This window comes from Roseomonas gilardii (genome assembly GCF_001941945.1).
Lineage (GTDB): Bacteria > Pseudomonadota > Alphaproteobacteria > Acetobacterales > Acetobacteraceae > Roseomonas.
The window spans coordinates 254119-270741 of the sequence record NZ_CP015584.1 but is presented as its reverse complement, the minus strand read 5'-3'; the positions used below and the strand labels follow the sequence as shown (position 1 = coordinate 270741).

The following is a 16623-nucleotide window of genomic DNA, read 5'->3' as shown; positions in this document are numbered from 1 at the left end:
ACCCCCGTCGTCCCGGCCTTCCCTATCATCGCCGCTTATAGAGGCAGGTTATAGAGGCAGGGTGACTTCGAATGGTTCGGGCGCTTGGGGACAAGCCTTGCTCCGAGCATGCTTCGCCCAGGCCGGCGATGTGCTGGCAGCGACAAGGGATCACTCATGGACCTCCTCGCCGGGCTGCGTATCGTCAGTTTCAATCATTTCCTCGCTGGCCCCCTCGCCGCGCAGATCCTGGCCGATCTGGGCGCCGACGTGATCGCGCTGGAGCCCCCCGAGGGCGCATTCCACCGGAACTGGGCGGTGGCGAACCATTTCGTGGGCGGGCAGAGCGTCAACTTCCTCTCCACCGGCCGGAACAAGCGCAGCCTGGCGGTGGACCTGAAGAGTGCCGCCGGGCGCGAGGTGGTCTCGCGGCTGATCGGCACGGCCGATGTGGTGATGGAGAATTTCCGCCCCGGCACGATGGAGCGCCTGGGCTTCGGCCACGAGACGCTGCGCGCGGCCCATCCCCGGCTGGTCTATGCGGCGGCCAGCGGCTTCGGCTCCTCCGGCCCCTATCGCGACCGCCCGGGCCAGGACCTGCTGCTCCAGGCCATGTCGGGCCTGGCCAACCGCACAGGGCGGGCCGAAGGTGGACCGACGCCGGTGGGCGCGGTGATCGTCGATCAGCACGCCGCGATGATCTACGCGATGGCCATCCTGGCGGCGCTGGTGGCGCGGGAGCGCACGGGCCAGGGGCGGCTGGTGGAGGTGAATCTCTTCCAGGCTGCGCTGGACCTGCAGACCGAGGCGCTGACGGCCTTCCTGAACGGCGCCCGCTCGGAATCGCCGCGCGCGCCGGGCGGCATCGCCTCCTGGTTCAGCGCCGGTCCCTACGGCATCTATGCCACGGCGGATGGGCATCTCGCCCTCTCCATGTCGCCCCCGGCGGCGATCGGCCGGGCGATCGGCGTTGCGGCGCTGGAGGGGATCGCGGAAAGCGGGGCCTTCACCCGGCGCGAGGAGATCGCGCGGCTGGTCACGGACAGGCTGCGCACCCAACCGACCGCAGCCTGGCTGCCGGGGCTGGAGCGGGAGAAGATCTGGCACGCGCCGGTGCAGGACTATGCCGACCTGCCGCGGGACCCACAGCTGGAGCATCTCGGGGCCTTCGCCACGCTGGATGGCGTCACCGGCCATCCGGTGACGCTGGTCGCGCATCCCGCACGCTATGACGGCAAGGCGCCCGGGATCAGGCTGGCGCCACAGCCGCTGGGGGCCCAGACGCGCGAGATCCTGGCCTCCCTGGGCTACGCGCCGGCCGAGATGACGTCGCTGCGGGAGGCGGGCGCCATCGCCTGGCCCGATGACCGGCAGGGAGAGCCCACATGATCGACTTTTCCATCCCCGAGGACATCCGACTGCTGAAGGAGACGGTGCGCCGCTTCGTCACGCAGGAGGTGCAGCCGCTGGAGGCGGAGGTCGAGAGTCTCGGCCACATCCCGCCCGAGAAGCTCCGCGTGTTGAAAAGCAAGGCGCAGGAGCTTGGCCTCTTCGCCATGAACATGCCGGCCGAATGCGGCGGCGGCGGGCTCTCCACGGTGGAGATGTGCCTGGTGGAGGAGGAACTGGGCCAGACCTCCGACGCGCTGATCCGCCGTGTCTTCGGGCAGGTCTATCCCATGCTGCTGGCCTGCCGTGACGAGCAGCGGGAGCGCTACCTCCTGCCCACGGTGCGGGGCGAGAAGATCTGCGCCATGGCCATCACCGAGCCCGGCGCCGGCTCCGATGCCGCCTCGATCACCACCACGGCCCGGCTGGATGGTGACGTGTGGGTGCTGGACGGCACCAAGCACTTCATCAGCGACGGCGACATCGCCGACTACACCATCGTCATGGCCGTGACCGACCGCGAGAAGCGGGCGCGCGGCGGCATTACCCTGTTCCTGGTGGACCGGGACACGCCCGGCTTCTCGATGGCCCGGCGGCAGCCGATGATGGGGCATCGCGGCTACGGCCATGCCGAGCTGAGCTTCGAGGGCTGCCGCATCCCGCGCGACGCGGTGATGGGCGAGGTCGGTGGCGGCTTCAGGCTGATCATGAGCAGCGTCTCGGCCATCCGGCTGGGCCATATCGGGGCGCGCTGCGTCGGCATGGCCTCCCGCGTGCTGGAGATGATGCGGACCTATGCCACGGAACGGCGCCAGTTCGGGCAGCCGATCGGCGACTTCCAGATGGTGCAGCAGATGATCGCGGATTCCGCGGCCGAGATCTTCGCGACGCGGATGATGGTGCTGAACACCGCCTGGGAGATCGACCAGGGGCTCGACCCGCGGGACAAGGTCTCGATGGTGAAGTTCACCGCCTCGGAGATGCTGGGCCGCGTGGCCGACCGCGGCATCCAGCTTTTCGGCGGCGCCGGATACAGCAAGGACCTGCCGCTGGAACGCATCTACCGCGATGCCCGCGTCACGCGGATCTATGACGGAACCTCGGAGATCCATCGCATGCTCGTCGCCCGTGGCGTCATGAAGCACGGACTGCCGCTGTGAGCGCCTCATCGGACACCGGGGTGGAAACCCCGGCACCCGGCGCCCGGATCGCCTTCCGCAAGACCCTGACCTCGGCGGAGCAGGCCTTCTTCACCGGCATTTCCGGCAATCTCGGGCCGCTCTATGTCGATGCCGTGCGCGCCCGGGCGGAGGGCACGCCCGGGATGGTGGCCTTCGAGCTGATCCTGGGCGCCCTGGCCAGCACCTGCCTGGCGCGGCTGGGCGGACCCTCCCGGCGGATCGGCCGGCTGGACCTGCGCTTCCTCGCTCCGGTGCCGGTCGGTGGCAGTGTCGAAGCCTCGGCCGAGGTGATCGCGGTGGAGGGACAGGCCCTGCGGCTTCGCCTGGCCGGGATGCTGGACGGGTACGGCCCGGTCATGGAGGGCGAGGCCGAGCTCCTGCCGGTGCGGGCGGAGGCATAGGCGGTGTACGACCCGAAGCCCTTCGACAGCCTCGCCGTCGGCGACCGCGCCGTGGTGAGCAAGACCGTCACCGAGGCGGATGGCGCCCTCTACATCGCCGCCACCGGCGATTTCGGGCCGGTCCATGTGGATGAGGGCTATGCCGCCGGCACGCGCTTCGGCCGGCGGCTGGCGCCCGGGATCATGGTGGCCGGCCTCTGCACCAGCGTCCTGACCGCGGAACTGGCGGGAACCATCGGCGTCTCGGTGGAAGACCGCTTCTGGTTCACCGGCCCGGTCTTCTATGGCGACACCATCACCATCGAGGTCTGGATCGCCGAGCGCCATCCCGAGACCCGGAGCCTCGTCTGGGAGGCCAGCGCCCGCAACGAGGCGGGGCTGGAAGTCCTCAAGGCCCGCGCCACGCTGAAATACCCGCGTCCGAAGCCGGCGCCGGCGGCCGCATGAGCGCGAACCGCTTCCGGGGCCTCTATGCCTCCATCATCTGCCCCATGCATCCGGATGGCGCCCTCGACGCGCCCGGGCTGGAGGCCCATGCGAGACAGGTCCTCGCCTGTCCGGGGCTCGGCGGCCTGCTGGTGAACGGCCATGCCGGCGAGAATGTCCTGCTGGAGCGCGAGGAGGCCCGGCAGGTTGTCCGGATCGCCCGCCGCGCCGCCGGGGATGCGCTGATCGTGGCCGGGGTGGCCGCCGAGAGCAGCGCCGCCGCCGCCCGCCTGGCCCGGGACGCGGCGGAGGAGGGCGCGGACGCGATCATGATCTTCGCCCCCTTCTCCTGGGCGCCGGGGGTCGATCCCAGGGTCGTGCTGGCGCACCACCGCGCGGTTCACGACGCCACCACGCTGCCGCTCTTCCTGTTCCAGGGCTCGGTGCGTTCGGGCGGGCTGTTCTTCCCGCCGGAGGTGCTGGCGGAGCTGTTCCGCCTGCCCCGCGCCGTGGCGATCAAGGAGGGAAGCTGGGAGGCGGATGCCTACGACACCACGCGGCGCCTCGCCGCGCGGCTGCGTCCGGAGCTGGCGGTGATGGCCTCGGGCGACGAGCATCTTTTCGCCTGCTTCGCCCTGGGGTCCGCCGGCAGCCTGGTCAGCCTCGCCGCCGTGGTGCCGGAACTCGTGGTGGCGCTGGACGAGGCAGTGCGGCGACACGACCTGCCCGCCGCACGGGCGCTGCACGAGCGGCTGGCCCCCCTGGCCAGGGCCATCTATGGCACCGCGCCGCCGGGTCTCGCCACGCCCAGGCTCAAGGCCTGCCTGCACCTCCTGGGGCGCCTGTCCTCGCCCGCCTGCCGCGCCCCGCTGCCGGCGCTCGGGGAGGCGGAGTACGACGCCCTGCGGGAAGCCCTGGGGCAAGCCGGCATGGAAGGATTCGCATCATGACCGAGGATCGTCCCTGGCTGCATATCGTGCGGGTGGATGTGGCCCCGGAGGTCGAGGCGGAGTTCAACCGCTGGTACGAGGAGGAGCATATCCCCGACCTGCTGGGCTGCCCCGGCTGGCTCTCGGCCCGGCGCTTTGTCTCGGACGATGGCGGGCCGCGCTATGCCGCGGTCTATGAGATCGCCGGGCCCTGGGTCTATGACACGCCGGAATTCGCCGCCGTGAAGGGCTTCCGGCACCTCACCCCGCATATCCGCAACTTCCAGCGGCAGGTCCTGGCGCCGACGGGGCGCTGAACGGCGTCCTGGCGCGATTTCTGCTTGTGCCGCCACGACCCCCGCCATCCCGGCGCGGGGAGGGCGGAGGCGGCGGCATGTTGAACCTGCGTCAGCTCGAAGTGCTGCGGGCGGTGATGCGGCTGCGGACGACGGTGGGCGCGGCCCGCGAGATCGGCATGTCCCAACCTGCGGTGAGCAATGCCATCCGCAACATGGAGGCGCATCTCGGCTTCCGGCTCTTCGACCGCGTCAACAACCGGCTGATCCCGACCGAGGAGGCGACGAGCCTCTATCTCGACAGCGAGCCGCTCTTCCTGATGTTCCAGGGCATCCGACAGAAGGCGGGCGACCTGCGCAGCAGTCGTATCGGCCGGGTGAGGGTGACCACCACGGCGGAACTCTCGGAATCCCTCCTGCCGCAGGCGCTGCGCCTCTTCGTGCCGAAGCATCCGAAGGTGGCGCTGTCGATCGAGACCCGTTCCATGACGGAGATGCTGGACGCGCTGGAGGCCGGGATCACGCATGTGGGCCTCGTCATGGAGCCCGATCCGCGCCCCGGCATCGAGCTGAGGCCGCTGGCGCAGTTCGAGATGGTCTGCGCCGCGCCCGCCGGCAGCCCGCTCTCGCCGCTGCCCTTCGTCACGCCGCAGGATCTGGGGGATACCGCGCTGATCGCCGCGCCTGCCGGCACGCGGATCCATGCGCTGGTGGCCGATGCCTTCCACCGGGCCAGGCACCCTTTCGCGCCTATGATCGAGGTGCGCTTCATGAATGTCGGCATGCGGCTGGTGGAGCAGGGGCTCGGCGCCATGGTGGTCGATCCGCTGACGGCGGCGGCCGGTGGCAATTCGCTCGTCGTGCGGCCCTTCCGCCCCGCCGCGCCGATCACCGTCTATGCCGCGCTGGCCCGGGACAAGCCACCCTCGCGGCTCGTGCAGTCCTTCCTGCAACAGGCGCGCCTGGCGCTGCGGGAAGTGCTGCCCGTGGTACAGGAGGGAGCCTGAGCGCCGTCCCTATTCGCGCGGTGCATAGTGCGGGCCTCTGTTCTGATAGAGCGCGCGCTTGGGCGCGCCGCATCCCGCAACGTAACCTTGTCCATCATACGCGGACCGCGGCCGGCCCCGCCGCGGCGCGAGGAACCGGAGACATCATGCTGAGATCCCGCACGCGACGCCACGTCGCCCGCGTCATGCTGCTGGCCTGCGCCGCCGCACCGGCCCTGTTCCTCGCACCCGGCGCCGCCCGCGCCCAGGGCTGTACGCCGGCGATGGCGGTGCAGCCGAAGCAGCTCGTGGAAGCCGGCAAGCTGCAGCTTGCCATCAACCCGACGCTGCCGCCGCAGCAGTTCGTGGACAGCAAGGGCGAGCTGCAGGGGCTGAATGTCGATCTCGGCAACGAAGTCGCGAAGAAGCTCTGCCTGCAGATGGCCTTCGTGCGCATGGACTTCCCGCCGATGATCCCGGCCTTGCAGGCCAGCCGCTTCGACGGCATCCATACCGGCATGTTCTGGACCGAGGAGCGCTCGAAGCTCTTCTACATGGTGCCCTATTCGTTGCAGTCGATCAGCATCGCCGTGCCGCCGAACAGCGGGCTGAAGCTGTCCGGTCCGGACGACCTTTCCGGCAAGGCGGTGGTGATCGAGGTGAACACCTATCAGGAACGCTGGCTGCGTGCGCAGAGCGACGACATGGTGAAGCGCGGCAAGGCGCCGATCACCATCCGTGGCTTCACCACCGCGACCGAGGCGATGGGGGCGTTGCGGGCCGGGCAGGGCGATGCGGCCGCGTTGCTGGACTACATGGCCGTGGACATGACCAAGCGCGGCATGGTCCGCACCGAGCTGTTCCGCCTGGGCGGCGCGCCGAGCGCCATGGCCTTCCGCGACAAGGGCGTCGCGGAGGCGGTGGCCGCCGCGCTGACGGCGCTGCGGAAGGAGGGCTTCTACGACAAGCTGTTCGAGCGCTACGGCATGACGCCGATCCCGGCCGACCAGCCCTTCGCGATCCGCGGCACCGGGCCGGCCTGAAGCCGGCCGGGCGTCGCCCTGTCCGCAGTGGGAGGAAGGCGAGGGGCCTTCCTCTCCGCGAGCCGCTTCGGGCTTTAGCATTTTAGAGTTTTAGGATTTTAGCCCTTTATTCGCCCGAATGGGCGCGGAGCCCCTGCCCCCGCGGCGAGCGGGTGTTGCTTCTGCCTTCGCCTCGGAAGCTAAGGACGTTACGTTGCGATGGGTGTTGATTTTATTCCTATAGTCCGGGCGGGGGGCCGGAAGCAAGGGGTGTTTGGGGGCGTGTTTCGATCCGTGCGGCGGCGGGATGCGTGGCCCGGGGGGAAGGCTCCGCCTTCGCCCCCGATACCCCCCATCTGCCAGGACGCTGCGCGCCCTGGACCCGGTTCGTTGGCGCCTGTTGAGGCTGGAGCGCGCCGGAGAGCGATGCTCTCCGGCGACGGCGGGTGCCACGCGCGTGGGCGGGGTGTTTTTCCTTTTTTCCGGTGCTGCCGTCCGGGCCGAAGGGCTGACGTTTCGGCTGATGGTTGCCGCGAGTGGCAGCTCATCGGGTCCAGGGTGCGCAGCATCCTGGCGGAGAGGGGGTCCGGGGCGAGAGGCGGAGCCTCTCACCCGGGGCTGGCCATGAAGCGCGACGCCGGAGCCTCGCACGCCTCAGGGGTTGCTACGTTCCGCCGGCCGGATCAGATGGCGAGGCGAAGCGATGCCACGATCTCGCGCGCTTCCGCGTCGCGCGGTGCCGGCAGGGGCAGGCGGGGCGGGCGCGGTGCGCCGACGGGCAGGCCCATATGGCCCAGCAGGGCCTTGGTCCCGGCCACGTAGTAATGGCCGCCCACGAAGCTGATCAGCGGCAGGTAGCGCAGGTAGAGTTCGCGCGCCTCGCGGATGCGCTCCTCGTCGGCCACCAGGGTGAAGAGGCGGGCCAGCGGACCCGGCGCGAGGTTCGAGGCCACGGCGACCCAGCCCTCGGCGCCCTCCACGAAGGATTCGAAGCCGAGGATGCCGCCGAACACCGTCATCCTGTCGCCGCAGAGGCGCAGGATGTCGCGGATGCGCGTGACCTCCAGCGTCGATTCCTTGATGTAGCGGCAGTTGTCGATGCGCGAGAGGCGGGCCACCACCGGCGGCGTCAGGTCCACATTCGCCGTCGCCGGGTTGTTGTAGAGCATGATCGGCAGGCCGATCGCCCCGGCGATGGTGCTGTAGTGGTGGAAGAGCTCGTCCTCCGTGGGCGTGGAGTAGAAGGGCGGGATGATCATCACCCCGTCGGCGCCCAGGCGCTCGGCGCGGCGGCTGAGGCGCACGGCCTCGCGCGTGTCCTCCGCCCCGGTGCCGATCAGCACGGGCACGCGGCCGGCGGCCTGCCGGATCACCGTCTCGGCCACCGCTTCCTGCTCCTCGTCGGAGAGGGAAAGGAATTCACCCGTGGAGCCCAGCGGGATCAGCCCGTGGATGCCCTGCTCGATCTGCCAGTCCACGAAGCGGCGGAGCGCCGGCAGGTCCAGCGCGCCCTCTGGCGTGAAGGGCGTGATCATCACCGTGTAGGTGCCGCGGAAGGTCTTCATGATGTCCCTCCGCTCTCAGGCCGCTTCCGCGGCGCGCATCAGTCCGGAGGCCAGGAGGGCCTGCCGGATCTCCTCCCGCTCCGCCGGCGTGATCGGCAGGAGGGGCGGGCGCGGATCGGGATGCGGCAGCAGGCCCAGCAGGTGCAGCGCGGTCTTCATGCGGTTGTGCATGTCGAGGCCCGGCCGGCGGTAGAAGACCCGGGTGAGCGGCAGCAGCCGTTCCTGGACCCGCCGGGCCGTGGCGACGTCGCCACGCTGGCTGGCCGCGAAGAGTTCCGCCAGCAGGCCCGGCGCGACGCTGCCGATGCCCGAGAGGATGCCGTCGCCGCCATAGGCGAGCGAGGCCATCAGCCAGCCGTTGTTGGTGGTGAGCACGGTGACCGGGCGGCCGAGCCCGCGCAGGGCATGGAGGTTCGCCTCGTAGGTGGCGGGGATGTCGCTCCCCTCCTTCACCGCGATGATCGACGGCACCTCCCGGCACAGTTGCAGCAGCAGGTCCGTGGAGTAGCCGAGGCCCGAGGCCATGGAGAGCTGGAAGAGCACGATCGGCAGGGGGGTGGCCTCGGCGACCGCCTTGACGAAGCGCAGCACCATCTCCGGCCGCATCGCCGCGCCCTGGGCGAAGAGCAGGGGAGGGAAGAGCAGCAGGGCATCCGCCCCGGCCTCCGCGGCATCGCGCGCCAGGGTGCAGGCGCCCCGCGTGTCCTCCGCCACGATGCCGGCCACCACGCCCACGCGGCCGCTGGCCACCTGGCGGGCGATCTGCACCACTTGGCGGCGTTCCGCGCGGTCGAGCGAGGTGGCCTCTCCGGCATGGCCGTTGACCACGAGGGCGCGCACCCCGGGCGTTCCGGCGAGCTGGGCCAGATGACCGCGAAGCGACGCCTCGTCGATCGCCCCATCCGGCGTCCCATTCGGGGCGAAGGGGGTGAGGGAGGCGGGCCAGACGCCGCCGATGCCAGTCAGATCCATGGTCATTCCGGGAAAATGCCGCAAACGTTTGCGGTCGCATTAAAAGTCGGCAGGGACCGGAAGGTCAAACCCTATTTGCCGTAAATTTGGGCTTGTCACTGCAAACGTTTGCGGAGCATGTTCCGGCCATGCAGACCACGGTCACGCTCCGCGATGTCGCCCAGGCCGCCAGGGTGTCGGTGAGCACCGCCTCCCGCGCGCTGGCCGGCGGCGGGCTGACCAGCCGCGGCACCGAGATCCGGTTGCAGCGCATCGCGGCGGAACTCGGCTACCGCCCCAACACGCTGGCGCGCGGGCTGAAGACCCGGTCGTCGCGGCTGATCGGGCTGGTGGTGCACAACCTCGCCAACGCGTCCTTCCGGGTGCTGGCGGAAGTGGTGCAGTCGAGGCTGCGGGCCGAGGGATACCGGGCGATCCTCTGCATCACGGCCGACGATCCGGAACAGGAGGCGGAAACCATCGCCACGCTGCAGGAGCAGCGGGCGGATGGGGTGATCATCTGCCCCACCGGCCGCAACGGCACCCTGCTGGCCGCGCTGGACCGTGGCGGCACCCCGGTGATCGGCGTCATCCGGCGCGACGAGGCGGCGGAGCTGGACTGCATCCTCGCCGCCGATCCGGAGGGCGCCTATGCTGGGACCAACCACCTGCTGGAGCTGGGGCACCGCCGCATCGGGCTGATCGTGGGGCGGCAGGAGACGACCTCGGGCCGGGAGCGCCTGTCCGGCTACCGCCGCGCGCTGGAGGAGGCCGGCCTGCGCTTCGACCCGACGCTGGTCCATGCCGGCCGGTACGAGCCGGAGACCGGCCTCGCCGGATGCCGCCAGTTGCTGGACCGCCCCGATCCGCCCAGCGCCATCTTCGTCGCCAACCACGAATCCTCGCTCGGCGTGCTGCGTGGCCTGGCCGAGCGCGACATCGCCGTGCCGGACCGGATCTCGCTGCTCTGCTACGAGGACATGCCCGGTTTCGCCTGGCAGCGCCCCGCCATCAGCGTGGTGGACAGCGGCGCGGGCGCCCTGGCCGAGCTTGCCGCCGAGCGCCTGCTGCAACGCCTGCGGCCGGGCGGTGCCACGCCCTCCACCACGGCGCGGGAATTCCGCATCGGCGCCCGGCTGATCCAGCGCCAGTCCTGCGCCGCCCCGTCGTTTCAGGAAGCCTGATCCCCATGCCCTATGTCGAGGTCCTCGCCCCTCCCTTGCCTGCCGAGGCCCGCGCCAGGGTGGCGCGCCATGTGACCGAGGGGATCTGCGATGCCTTCTCGGTCGGCCCGCAGACGGTGACGATCTATTTCCTCGACGTGGCCGCGACGCATTACGCCCATGCCGGCATCCATGGTGCAGGGGGCGCCGGGGAGAGGCCGCAGCGGATCTTCGTGAAGGTCCATGCCTATCGCCGGGGCGTGGAGGAGCGCCGCCGCGCCGCCCTGGCGCTGACGGCGCCGCTGGCCGAGGCCTATGGCGTGCCCGCCGCGACGCTCGCCGTCTATTTCTTCGACCGTTCCCGGGACGAGGTGGCGCATGGCGGCCAGCTTTCCTGCGATGCCGACCCGGCCTGAGAGGGGCACATGCACCGTTTCCTGACCGAAGAGCAGATCGCCCTCCGCGACACCGCGCGCCGTTTCGCCGAGCGCGAGATCCTGCCACGCGCCGCCGCGATCGATCGCGACGACCGCTTCGACCGCGAGCTGTACCGTGGCCTCGCGGAGCTTGGCCTGTTCGGCGTGGCGCTGCGCGAGGAGGCCGGGGGAGCAGGACTGGGCGCCATGGGTGCCTGCATCGCCATGGAGGAGCTGGCGCGCTGTTCCGGTGCGGTGGCCAATGCCTTCGCCATCCCGGTGGAGGCGGCCCTCTTCCTGGATCATCATGGCAATGCGCGGCAGCGCGCCATGGTGCCGGGCATATTGGATGGCAGCATCATCCCCGCCACGGCCGTCACGGAACCCGACCACGGCTCCGACGTGGCCGGGATGCGCAGCACGGCCCGGCGCGAGGGCGAGGGCTGGGTGCTCAACGGCACCAAGGCCTGGGTCACGCTGGGCGGCGTGGTGGATGCGCTGATGGTCTTCGCGCGCACGGGCGCGGAGGGCGGGCACAAGGCCATCTCCTGCTTCCTGCTGGACGGGCATTCGCCGGGCATCCTCCGCGGCAAGAACGAAGAGCTCCTCGGCATGCACGGGCTGGAGGATTGCCAGATCACGCTGGACGGCGTGCGCGCCCCGGCCGATGCGCTGGTCGGAGCGGAGAACGGCGCCTTCAAGATGGCCATGGGGAACTTCAACTTCTCCCGCCTCATGATGTCGGCCATGGCGCTCGGCATCGCGCAGGGTGCCTTCGAGGATGCCGTGGCCTATGCGCGGACGCGCAAGCAGTTCGGCGGGCCCATCATCGGCTTCCAGGCGGTGCAGTTCATGCTGGCCGACATGTCCACCGACATCGCTGCCGCGCGGATGCTGATCCACCATGCCGCGCGCCTCTATGACATGGGCCAGCCCATCGCCAAGGAGGCCGCGCAGGCCAAGCTCTTCACCACCGACATGGCGATGAAGCACGTCTCCAACGCTTTGCAGATCCATGGCGGCAACGGCTATTCGCGCGAGTACCGGATCGAACGCCTGTTCCGGGACGTGCGGCTGGCACAGATCTACGAGGGGACCAACCAGATCCAGCGCCTGATCATCGCGCGGCAGGTCGAGAAGGAGATGGCCTGAGATGGTGGCGTCGAGGCCCAGGATCGTCGCGGCCGAGGAAGCCGCGTCGCTGATCCAGGACGGCGATTTCCTGATCATCGGCGGCAATGGCGGCACCGGCGTGCCGGAGGTGCTGATCGAGGCGGTGGAACGCCGCTTCCTGGAGGGGCGCGGGCCGCATGACCTGACGCTGTTCCATGTGACCGGCCTGGGTGCCACCACCGAGCACGGGATGTGCCACTTCGCGCATCGCGGCCTGGTGAAGCGGGTGATCGGCGGGCATTACGGGCCGCAGGTGCCGTTCATGGCGCTGATCGACGGCAACCATATCGAGGCCTACAACTTCCCGCAGGGCGTGATGAGCGGGCTGTGCCGGGCCATGGCCTCCGGCCAGCCCGGGGTGCTGACGCATGTCGGCCTGCAGACCTACATGGACCCGCGCCTCGGCGGCGGCCGCATGAATCCGCGCACCGAGGAGCAGTTGGTCGAGGTCGTGCATCTGCGGGACCGCGAGTGGCTGCTGTACCGCACGCCGGGCCTGCCGAGGGTGGCCATCATCCGCGGCACCACGGCGGACGAGGACGGCTATGTCAGCATGGAGCACGAGGCGACGACGCGCGAGGAGCTGTCGATCGCCCAGGCGGTGCGCAATGCCGGCGGCATCGTGATCTGTCAGGTCGAGCGCCTGGCGCGGCGCGGCGCGCTGCATCCGCAGATGGTCAAGATCCCCGGCTATCTGATCGACTATCTGGTGGTCGATCCGGACCAGATGCAGACCTTCGGGACGCGCTTCGACCCGAGCCGCTGCGGCGAGACGCGGGCGCCGCTCTCGGCGATCGTGCCGGACCCGCTGAACGAGCGGCGCATCATGGCGCGGCGGGCCGCCATGGAGCTGCGGCCGGGCGATGTGGTCAATCTGGGCGTCGGCGTCTCGGCCATGATCCCGAACGTGGCGGCCGAGGAGGGGATCGAGGAGCTGATCACGCTGACCGTGGAGGCGGGCGTGATCGGCGGCGTGCCGGGCCATGCCCGCGAATTTGGCACGGCGGTCAATCCGCGCGCGATCATCGACCAGGGCTACCAGTTCGACTTCTACGATGGCGGCGGTCTGAGCTGTGCCTTCCTCTCCTTCGCCGAGGTGGACGCGCAGGGCAATGTCAACGTCACGCGCTTCGGCAACCGCTTCGCCGGGGCGGGGGGGTTCATCAACATCACCCAGAACACGCCCAGCCTGGTCTTCAGCGGCACGCTCACGGGCGGCGGGCTGGATATGGGGGTGGGACCGGACGGGCTGACGCTGCGGCGCGAGGGGCGGCTGCGGAAATTCGTGCCTGCCGTGGAGCAGGTGAGCTTCAGCGGCCCCCTGGCGCGCGAGAAGGGCCAGGACGTGACCTTCGTCACCGAGCGCGCCGTCTTCGAGATGACGGCGGAGGGCGTCATGCTCACCGAGATCGCGCCCGGGATGCGGCTGAGAGAGGATGTGCTGGACCAGATGGGCTTCGAGCCGCTGGTGAGCCCGTCGCTGAAGCCCATGGACAAGCGGCTGTTCCGCGCCGGCCCGATGGGCATGCATGAGGAATTCCAGATGCGGGCACCGCGCCCGAAGGCGGCACGGTGAGCACCGTGTCCGAGATGCCGCTTGGCCCGGCCAGTCCGGCACCGGCACGCAGCCTGTTTCTGGAGGACATCGTCGTCGGCGAGGAATGGCGCAGCGCGGCGCACGCGATCACCGCCGAGCAGATCGCCGGCTTCTCGTCACTGACGCGCGACCATCATCCGCTGCACACGGATGCGGCTTACTGCCGCAAACGGGGCTTTCCCGCCGTGATCGCGCATGGGCTCTATGGGTTGTCGCTGATGGAGGGGTTGAAGACGGAGCTGTGCCTTTATGAGAGCACCTCCATCGCCTCCCTCGGCTGGGACAAGGTTCGTTTCCGCCGCCCGGTCCTGGCGGGGGATGTCGTCCAGCTCCGCTTCCGCTTCGTGAGCAAGCGCGAGAGCCGGCAGCCGGACCGTGGCGTGGTCATCGAGGCGCTGGAACTGGTGAATGGCGGAGGCGAGGTGGTGATCGAGGCCGAGCATGCCTCCCTGATCCTCCGCCGCGAGGTGGAGGCGGGCTGAGGCACGCTTCTTGCTCGGCATACTTGTCGTTCTCCGTTTCGAAGTGACGGCCGACGCTTCCTGGCCGGGCCTGCAACTCCTGTGACGGAACATCCCATGATGCGAACGAGACGTTTCCTCCTCGGCCTGGCCGGCGCGCTCCTGCTCGGCGGCGCGGCCCAGGCCCAGAACTGTCAGGCCAGGCTTGGTGCCACGGATCTGCTGGAAGCGGGTAAGTGGCAGATGGCGATCAATCCGACCCTGCCGCCGCAGCAGTTCGTGGACAGCAAGGGCGAGCTTCAGGGGCTCAATGTCGAACTGGCGAAGGCCATGGCGGCGAAGATGTGCCTGGAGCCGGTGTTCCTGCGCATGGATTTCCCGCCGATGATCCCCGGCCTGCGCGCCAACCGCTTCGACACGATCAACACCGGCCTGTTCTGGACGGAGGAGCGCTCGAAGCTGTTCTACATGGTGCCCTATGCCCAGCAGGCGATCAGCGTCTACACCCTGCCGGGCAGCAAGTTCGAGATCACGAAGTTCGACGATCTCGCCGGCCATGTGGTGGGCATCGAGAGCGCGACCTACCAGGAGCGCAAGTCGCGCGAGGTCAATGCCGAGATGGTGGCGCGCGGGCTGAAGCCGATCGACTTCCGCACCTTCTCCACCGCCAGCGAAACGGTGGCCGCGCTGCGCGCCGGGCAGTTGGAGGCGGCGATCAACATCGACGAGACGGCCAACGACTTCGTGCAGAAGAAGGTGGCGAAGATCTGGCTGCATGGGCTGTTCGGGACGGACATCACCTTCGCCTTCCGCAACCGCGCCGTGGCCGATGCGGCGGCGCAGGCGCTGAACGAGCTGAAGGCCGATGGCACCTATGACCGGCTGTTCGACAAGTTCGGCATGACGCGTCTCGCCGACGCGCGCTTCGCCATCCGCGGCCCCGGCCCGAACTGAGACGCAGGAGGATCCGGCCGATGTTCGACGTCCACGCTTTCCTGTCCTACCTGACCAATGCCTATCTGTTGCAGGGCGTGCTGGTCACGGTGGGACTGACCATCGCCACGATGATCGTCGGCCTGATCCTCGGCACGGCGCTGGCCCTGATGCGCATGTCGCAGAACCTGGCGCTGACGGGCTTCGCGCGTTTCTATATCTGGATCTTCCGCGGCACGCCGCTGCTGGTGCAACTCGTGCTGATCTATACCGGCCTGCCGCAGGTCGGGATCAAGCTCGGTGTCCTGCCGTCGGCGCTGCTGGCGCTGAGCCTGAACGAGGCGGCCTATCTGTCGGAGACCATCCGGGGCGGCTTCAAGGGCGTGGCCAAGGGCCAGGTGGAGGCCGCCAAGGCGCTCGGCCTTTCGGTCTGGCAGACGCTGCGCCTAGTGCAGATGCCGCAGGTGGCGCGGCTGATCATCCCGCCGCTGGGCAATTCCCTGAACGGGTTGCTGAAGGCGACCTCGCTGGCCTCGGTCATCTCGCTGGAGGAGCTGATGCGGCGCAGCCAGGTGCTGATGCAGGAGAGATTCGAGGTGCTGGAGCTCTACTGCGTGGCGGCCGTGTACTACCTTGTGCTGACCACGCTGTGGAACCTCGTGCAGGTCCGGCTGGAAGCCCATTACGGCCGCGGCTATGCCGAAACCGCCGTCACCGGCAAGGGGCAGCCCGTCCTGCCCAGGCCGGCGGAAGCGACCTGAGCACCTTCTTCCGGGTGGCCTTCGCGCCGCCTTCGTGGCGAGAGGATCGACGATGGCCTATCAGGTGGAACGGGACTTCGTGGGCTATGGCGCCCGGACGCCGGGCCCGCGCTGGCCCGGAGGCGCCCGGGTGGCGGTGAACTTCGTGATCAACTACGAGGAAGGCTCGGAGCCTTCCATCGGGGACGGGGACGGCGCGACGGAGACCGGCGTTTCCGATGCCAGCGGACCGGGGCGGGGCATCCAGGGCCGTGACCTCGCCGCCGAGGGCATGTTCGAGTATGGCAGCCGCGCCGGCTTCTGGCGGTTGATGCGGATCTTCGCGGAACGCGGCGTGAAGCCCACCATCTTCGCCTGCGCCCTGGCGCTGGAGCGCAACCCCGAGGCGGCGCGGGCCATCCGCGAGGCGGGGCTCGACATCTGCTGCCATGGCTGGCGCTGGGAGAACCATTTCCATCTGACCGAGGCGGTGGAGCGCGAGCGTATCGCGCGCGCGGTCGCGTCGCTGGAACAGACGCTCGGCCACCGGCCGGAGGGCTGGTACTGCCGCTACAGCCCATCGGAGAACACCCGGCGTCTCGTGGCCGAACACGGCGGCTTCCTGTACGACAGCGACAGCTACGCCGATGACCTGCCCTTCTGGACCACCGTGGACGGCAGAGGGCATCTGGTCGTGCCCTATTCCCTGGCCACCAACGACAGCAAGATGCAGGGCGCGCTGGCGAGCCCCAGGGCCTGGGCGGAGTTCCTTTGCGACGGCTTCGACCTGCTGCGCCGGGAGGGGGAGGCCGGGGCGCCGAAGATGATGTCGGTCGGCCTGCACATGCGCATGATCGGCCACGCCGCCCGGGCGCCGGGGCTGGAGCGCTTCCTCGACCATGTCCTGGCCGCGGGCGATGCCGCCTGGATCGCCCCGCGCGCCGCGATCGCCCGGCACTGGGCCAGCACCCATCCTTACCCCGGGGCCTGAAACCATGTCCGGAAATCCGGAACC

General features: G+C 69.7%; 18 protein-coding genes. 16 read left to right on the top strand and 2 right to left on the bottom strand.

Features of this window, described 5'->3' with window-relative positions:
- The first annotated feature begins 156 nt into the window (after positions 1-156).
- From RGI145_RS20785 to RGI145_RS20750, 8 genes are all read left to right on the top strand, one after another.
- Positions 157-1368, top strand: a complete 1212-nt coding sequence (locus tag RGI145_RS20785) for a CaiB/BaiF CoA transferase family protein (protein ID WP_075800439.1) — start codon at positions 157-159, stop codon at positions 1366-1368.
- Complete coding sequence (locus RGI145_RS20780) at positions 1365-2528, top strand: acyl-CoA dehydrogenase family protein (RefSeq protein WP_075800438.1); 1164 nt, start codon at positions 1365-1367, stop codon at positions 2526-2528. The genes RGI145_RS20785 and RGI145_RS20780 overlap by 4 nt, the downstream gene beginning before the upstream one ends.
- Positions 2525-2950, top strand: coding sequence for a MaoC/PaaZ C-terminal domain-containing protein (locus RGI145_RS20775; protein WP_208864039.1), 426 nt, complete (start codon positions 2525-2527; stop codon positions 2948-2950). Before RGI145_RS20780 ends, RGI145_RS20775 begins: the two co-directional genes overlap by 4 nt.
- A gap of 3 nt (positions 2951-2953) precedes the next feature.
- Positions 2954-3397, top strand: coding sequence for a MaoC/PaaZ C-terminal domain-containing protein (locus RGI145_RS20770; RefSeq protein WP_075800437.1), 444 nt, complete (start codon positions 2954-2956; stop codon positions 3395-3397).
- Positions 3394-4326 (top strand): dihydrodipicolinate synthase family protein, encoded by a 933-nt coding sequence (locus tag RGI145_RS20765; protein ID WP_075800436.1) that lies wholly within the window; start codon positions 3394-3396, stop codon positions 4324-4326. The genes RGI145_RS20770 and RGI145_RS20765 overlap by 4 nt, the downstream gene beginning before the upstream one ends.
- Entirely contained in the window at positions 4323-4622 is a 300-nt protein-coding gene (locus RGI145_RS20760; RefSeq protein ID WP_075800435.1) for a DUF4286 family protein, read from the top strand. The genes RGI145_RS20765 and RGI145_RS20760 overlap by 4 nt, the downstream gene beginning before the upstream one ends.
- Before the next feature lie 77 nt (positions 4623-4699).
- Positions 4700-5608, top strand: a complete 909-nt coding sequence (locus RGI145_RS20755; RefSeq protein WP_075800434.1) for a LysR family transcriptional regulator — start codon at positions 4700-4702, stop codon at positions 5606-5608.
- Positions 5609-5754: 146 nt separating this feature from the next.
- Positions 5755-6630, top strand: a complete 876-nt coding sequence (locus RGI145_RS20750; RefSeq protein WP_208864038.1) for an ABC transporter substrate-binding protein — start codon at positions 5755-5757, stop codon at positions 6628-6630.
- A gap of 662 nt (positions 6631-7292) precedes the next feature.
- On the opposite strand, the gene RGI145_RS20745 is transcribed toward RGI145_RS20750, so the two are convergent.
- Both RGI145_RS20745 and RGI145_RS20740 read right to left on the bottom strand, forming a co-directional pair.
- A complete protein-coding gene (locus RGI145_RS20745) occupies positions 7293-8174 on the bottom strand; it encodes a dihydrodipicolinate synthase family protein (protein ID WP_156878703.1) in 882 nt (293 codons plus the stop codon).
- 15 nt (positions 8175-8189) lie between these two features.
- Positions 8190-9146 carry a dihydrodipicolinate synthase family protein gene (locus RGI145_RS20740; RefSeq protein ID WP_167668386.1) on the bottom strand — a complete coding sequence of 319 codons (957 nt, stop codon included), beginning with the start codon at positions 9144-9146 and terminating at the stop codon, positions 8190-8192.
- Between the two features lie 128 nt (positions 9147-9274).
- Between RGI145_RS20740 and RGI145_RS20735 the strand changes: the two genes are divergently transcribed.
- From RGI145_RS20735 to RGI145_RS20700, 8 genes are all read left to right on the top strand, one after another.
- A complete protein-coding gene (locus RGI145_RS20735; protein WP_075800431.1) occupies positions 9275-10309 on the top strand; it encodes a LacI family DNA-binding transcriptional regulator in 1035 nt (344 codons plus the stop codon).
- Between the two features lie 5 nt (positions 10310-10314).
- Positions 10315-10704: a tautomerase family protein gene (locus RGI145_RS20730; protein ID WP_075800430.1), complete on the top strand. Its 390-nt coding sequence runs from the start codon at positions 10315-10317 to the stop codon at positions 10702-10704.
- 9 nt (positions 10705-10713) lie between these two features.
- Positions 10714-11856, top strand: a complete 1143-nt coding sequence (locus tag RGI145_RS20725) for an acyl-CoA dehydrogenase family protein (RefSeq protein WP_075800429.1) — start codon at positions 10714-10716, stop codon at positions 11854-11856.
- Position 11857: 1 nt separating this feature from the next.
- Positions 11858-13453: an acyl CoA:acetate/3-ketoacid CoA transferase gene (locus tag RGI145_RS20720; protein ID WP_075800428.1), complete on the top strand. Its 1596-nt coding sequence runs from the start codon at positions 11858-11860 to the stop codon at positions 13451-13453.
- Positions 13450-13956: a MaoC family dehydratase gene (locus RGI145_RS20715; protein WP_208864037.1), complete on the top strand. Its 507-nt coding sequence runs from the start codon at positions 13450-13452 to the stop codon at positions 13954-13956. The genes RGI145_RS20720 and RGI145_RS20715 overlap by 4 nt, the downstream gene beginning before the upstream one ends.
- 96 nt (positions 13957-14052) lie before the next feature.
- Positions 14053-14889 carry an ABC transporter substrate-binding protein gene (locus RGI145_RS20710; protein ID WP_208864036.1) on the top strand — a complete coding sequence of 279 codons (837 nt, stop codon included), beginning with the start codon at positions 14053-14055 and terminating at the stop codon, positions 14887-14889.
- A 20-nt stretch (positions 14890-14909) separates the two neighbouring features.
- Complete coding sequence (locus RGI145_RS20705; protein WP_075800427.1) at positions 14910-15629, top strand: amino acid ABC transporter permease; 720 nt, start codon at positions 14910-14912, stop codon at positions 15627-15629.
- A 52-nt stretch (positions 15630-15681) separates the two neighbouring features.
- Positions 15682-16599, top strand: a complete 918-nt coding sequence (locus tag RGI145_RS20700) for a polysaccharide deacetylase family protein (RefSeq protein ID WP_075800426.1) — start codon at positions 15682-15684, stop codon at positions 16597-16599.
- Positions 16600-16623 lie beyond the last annotated feature (24 nt).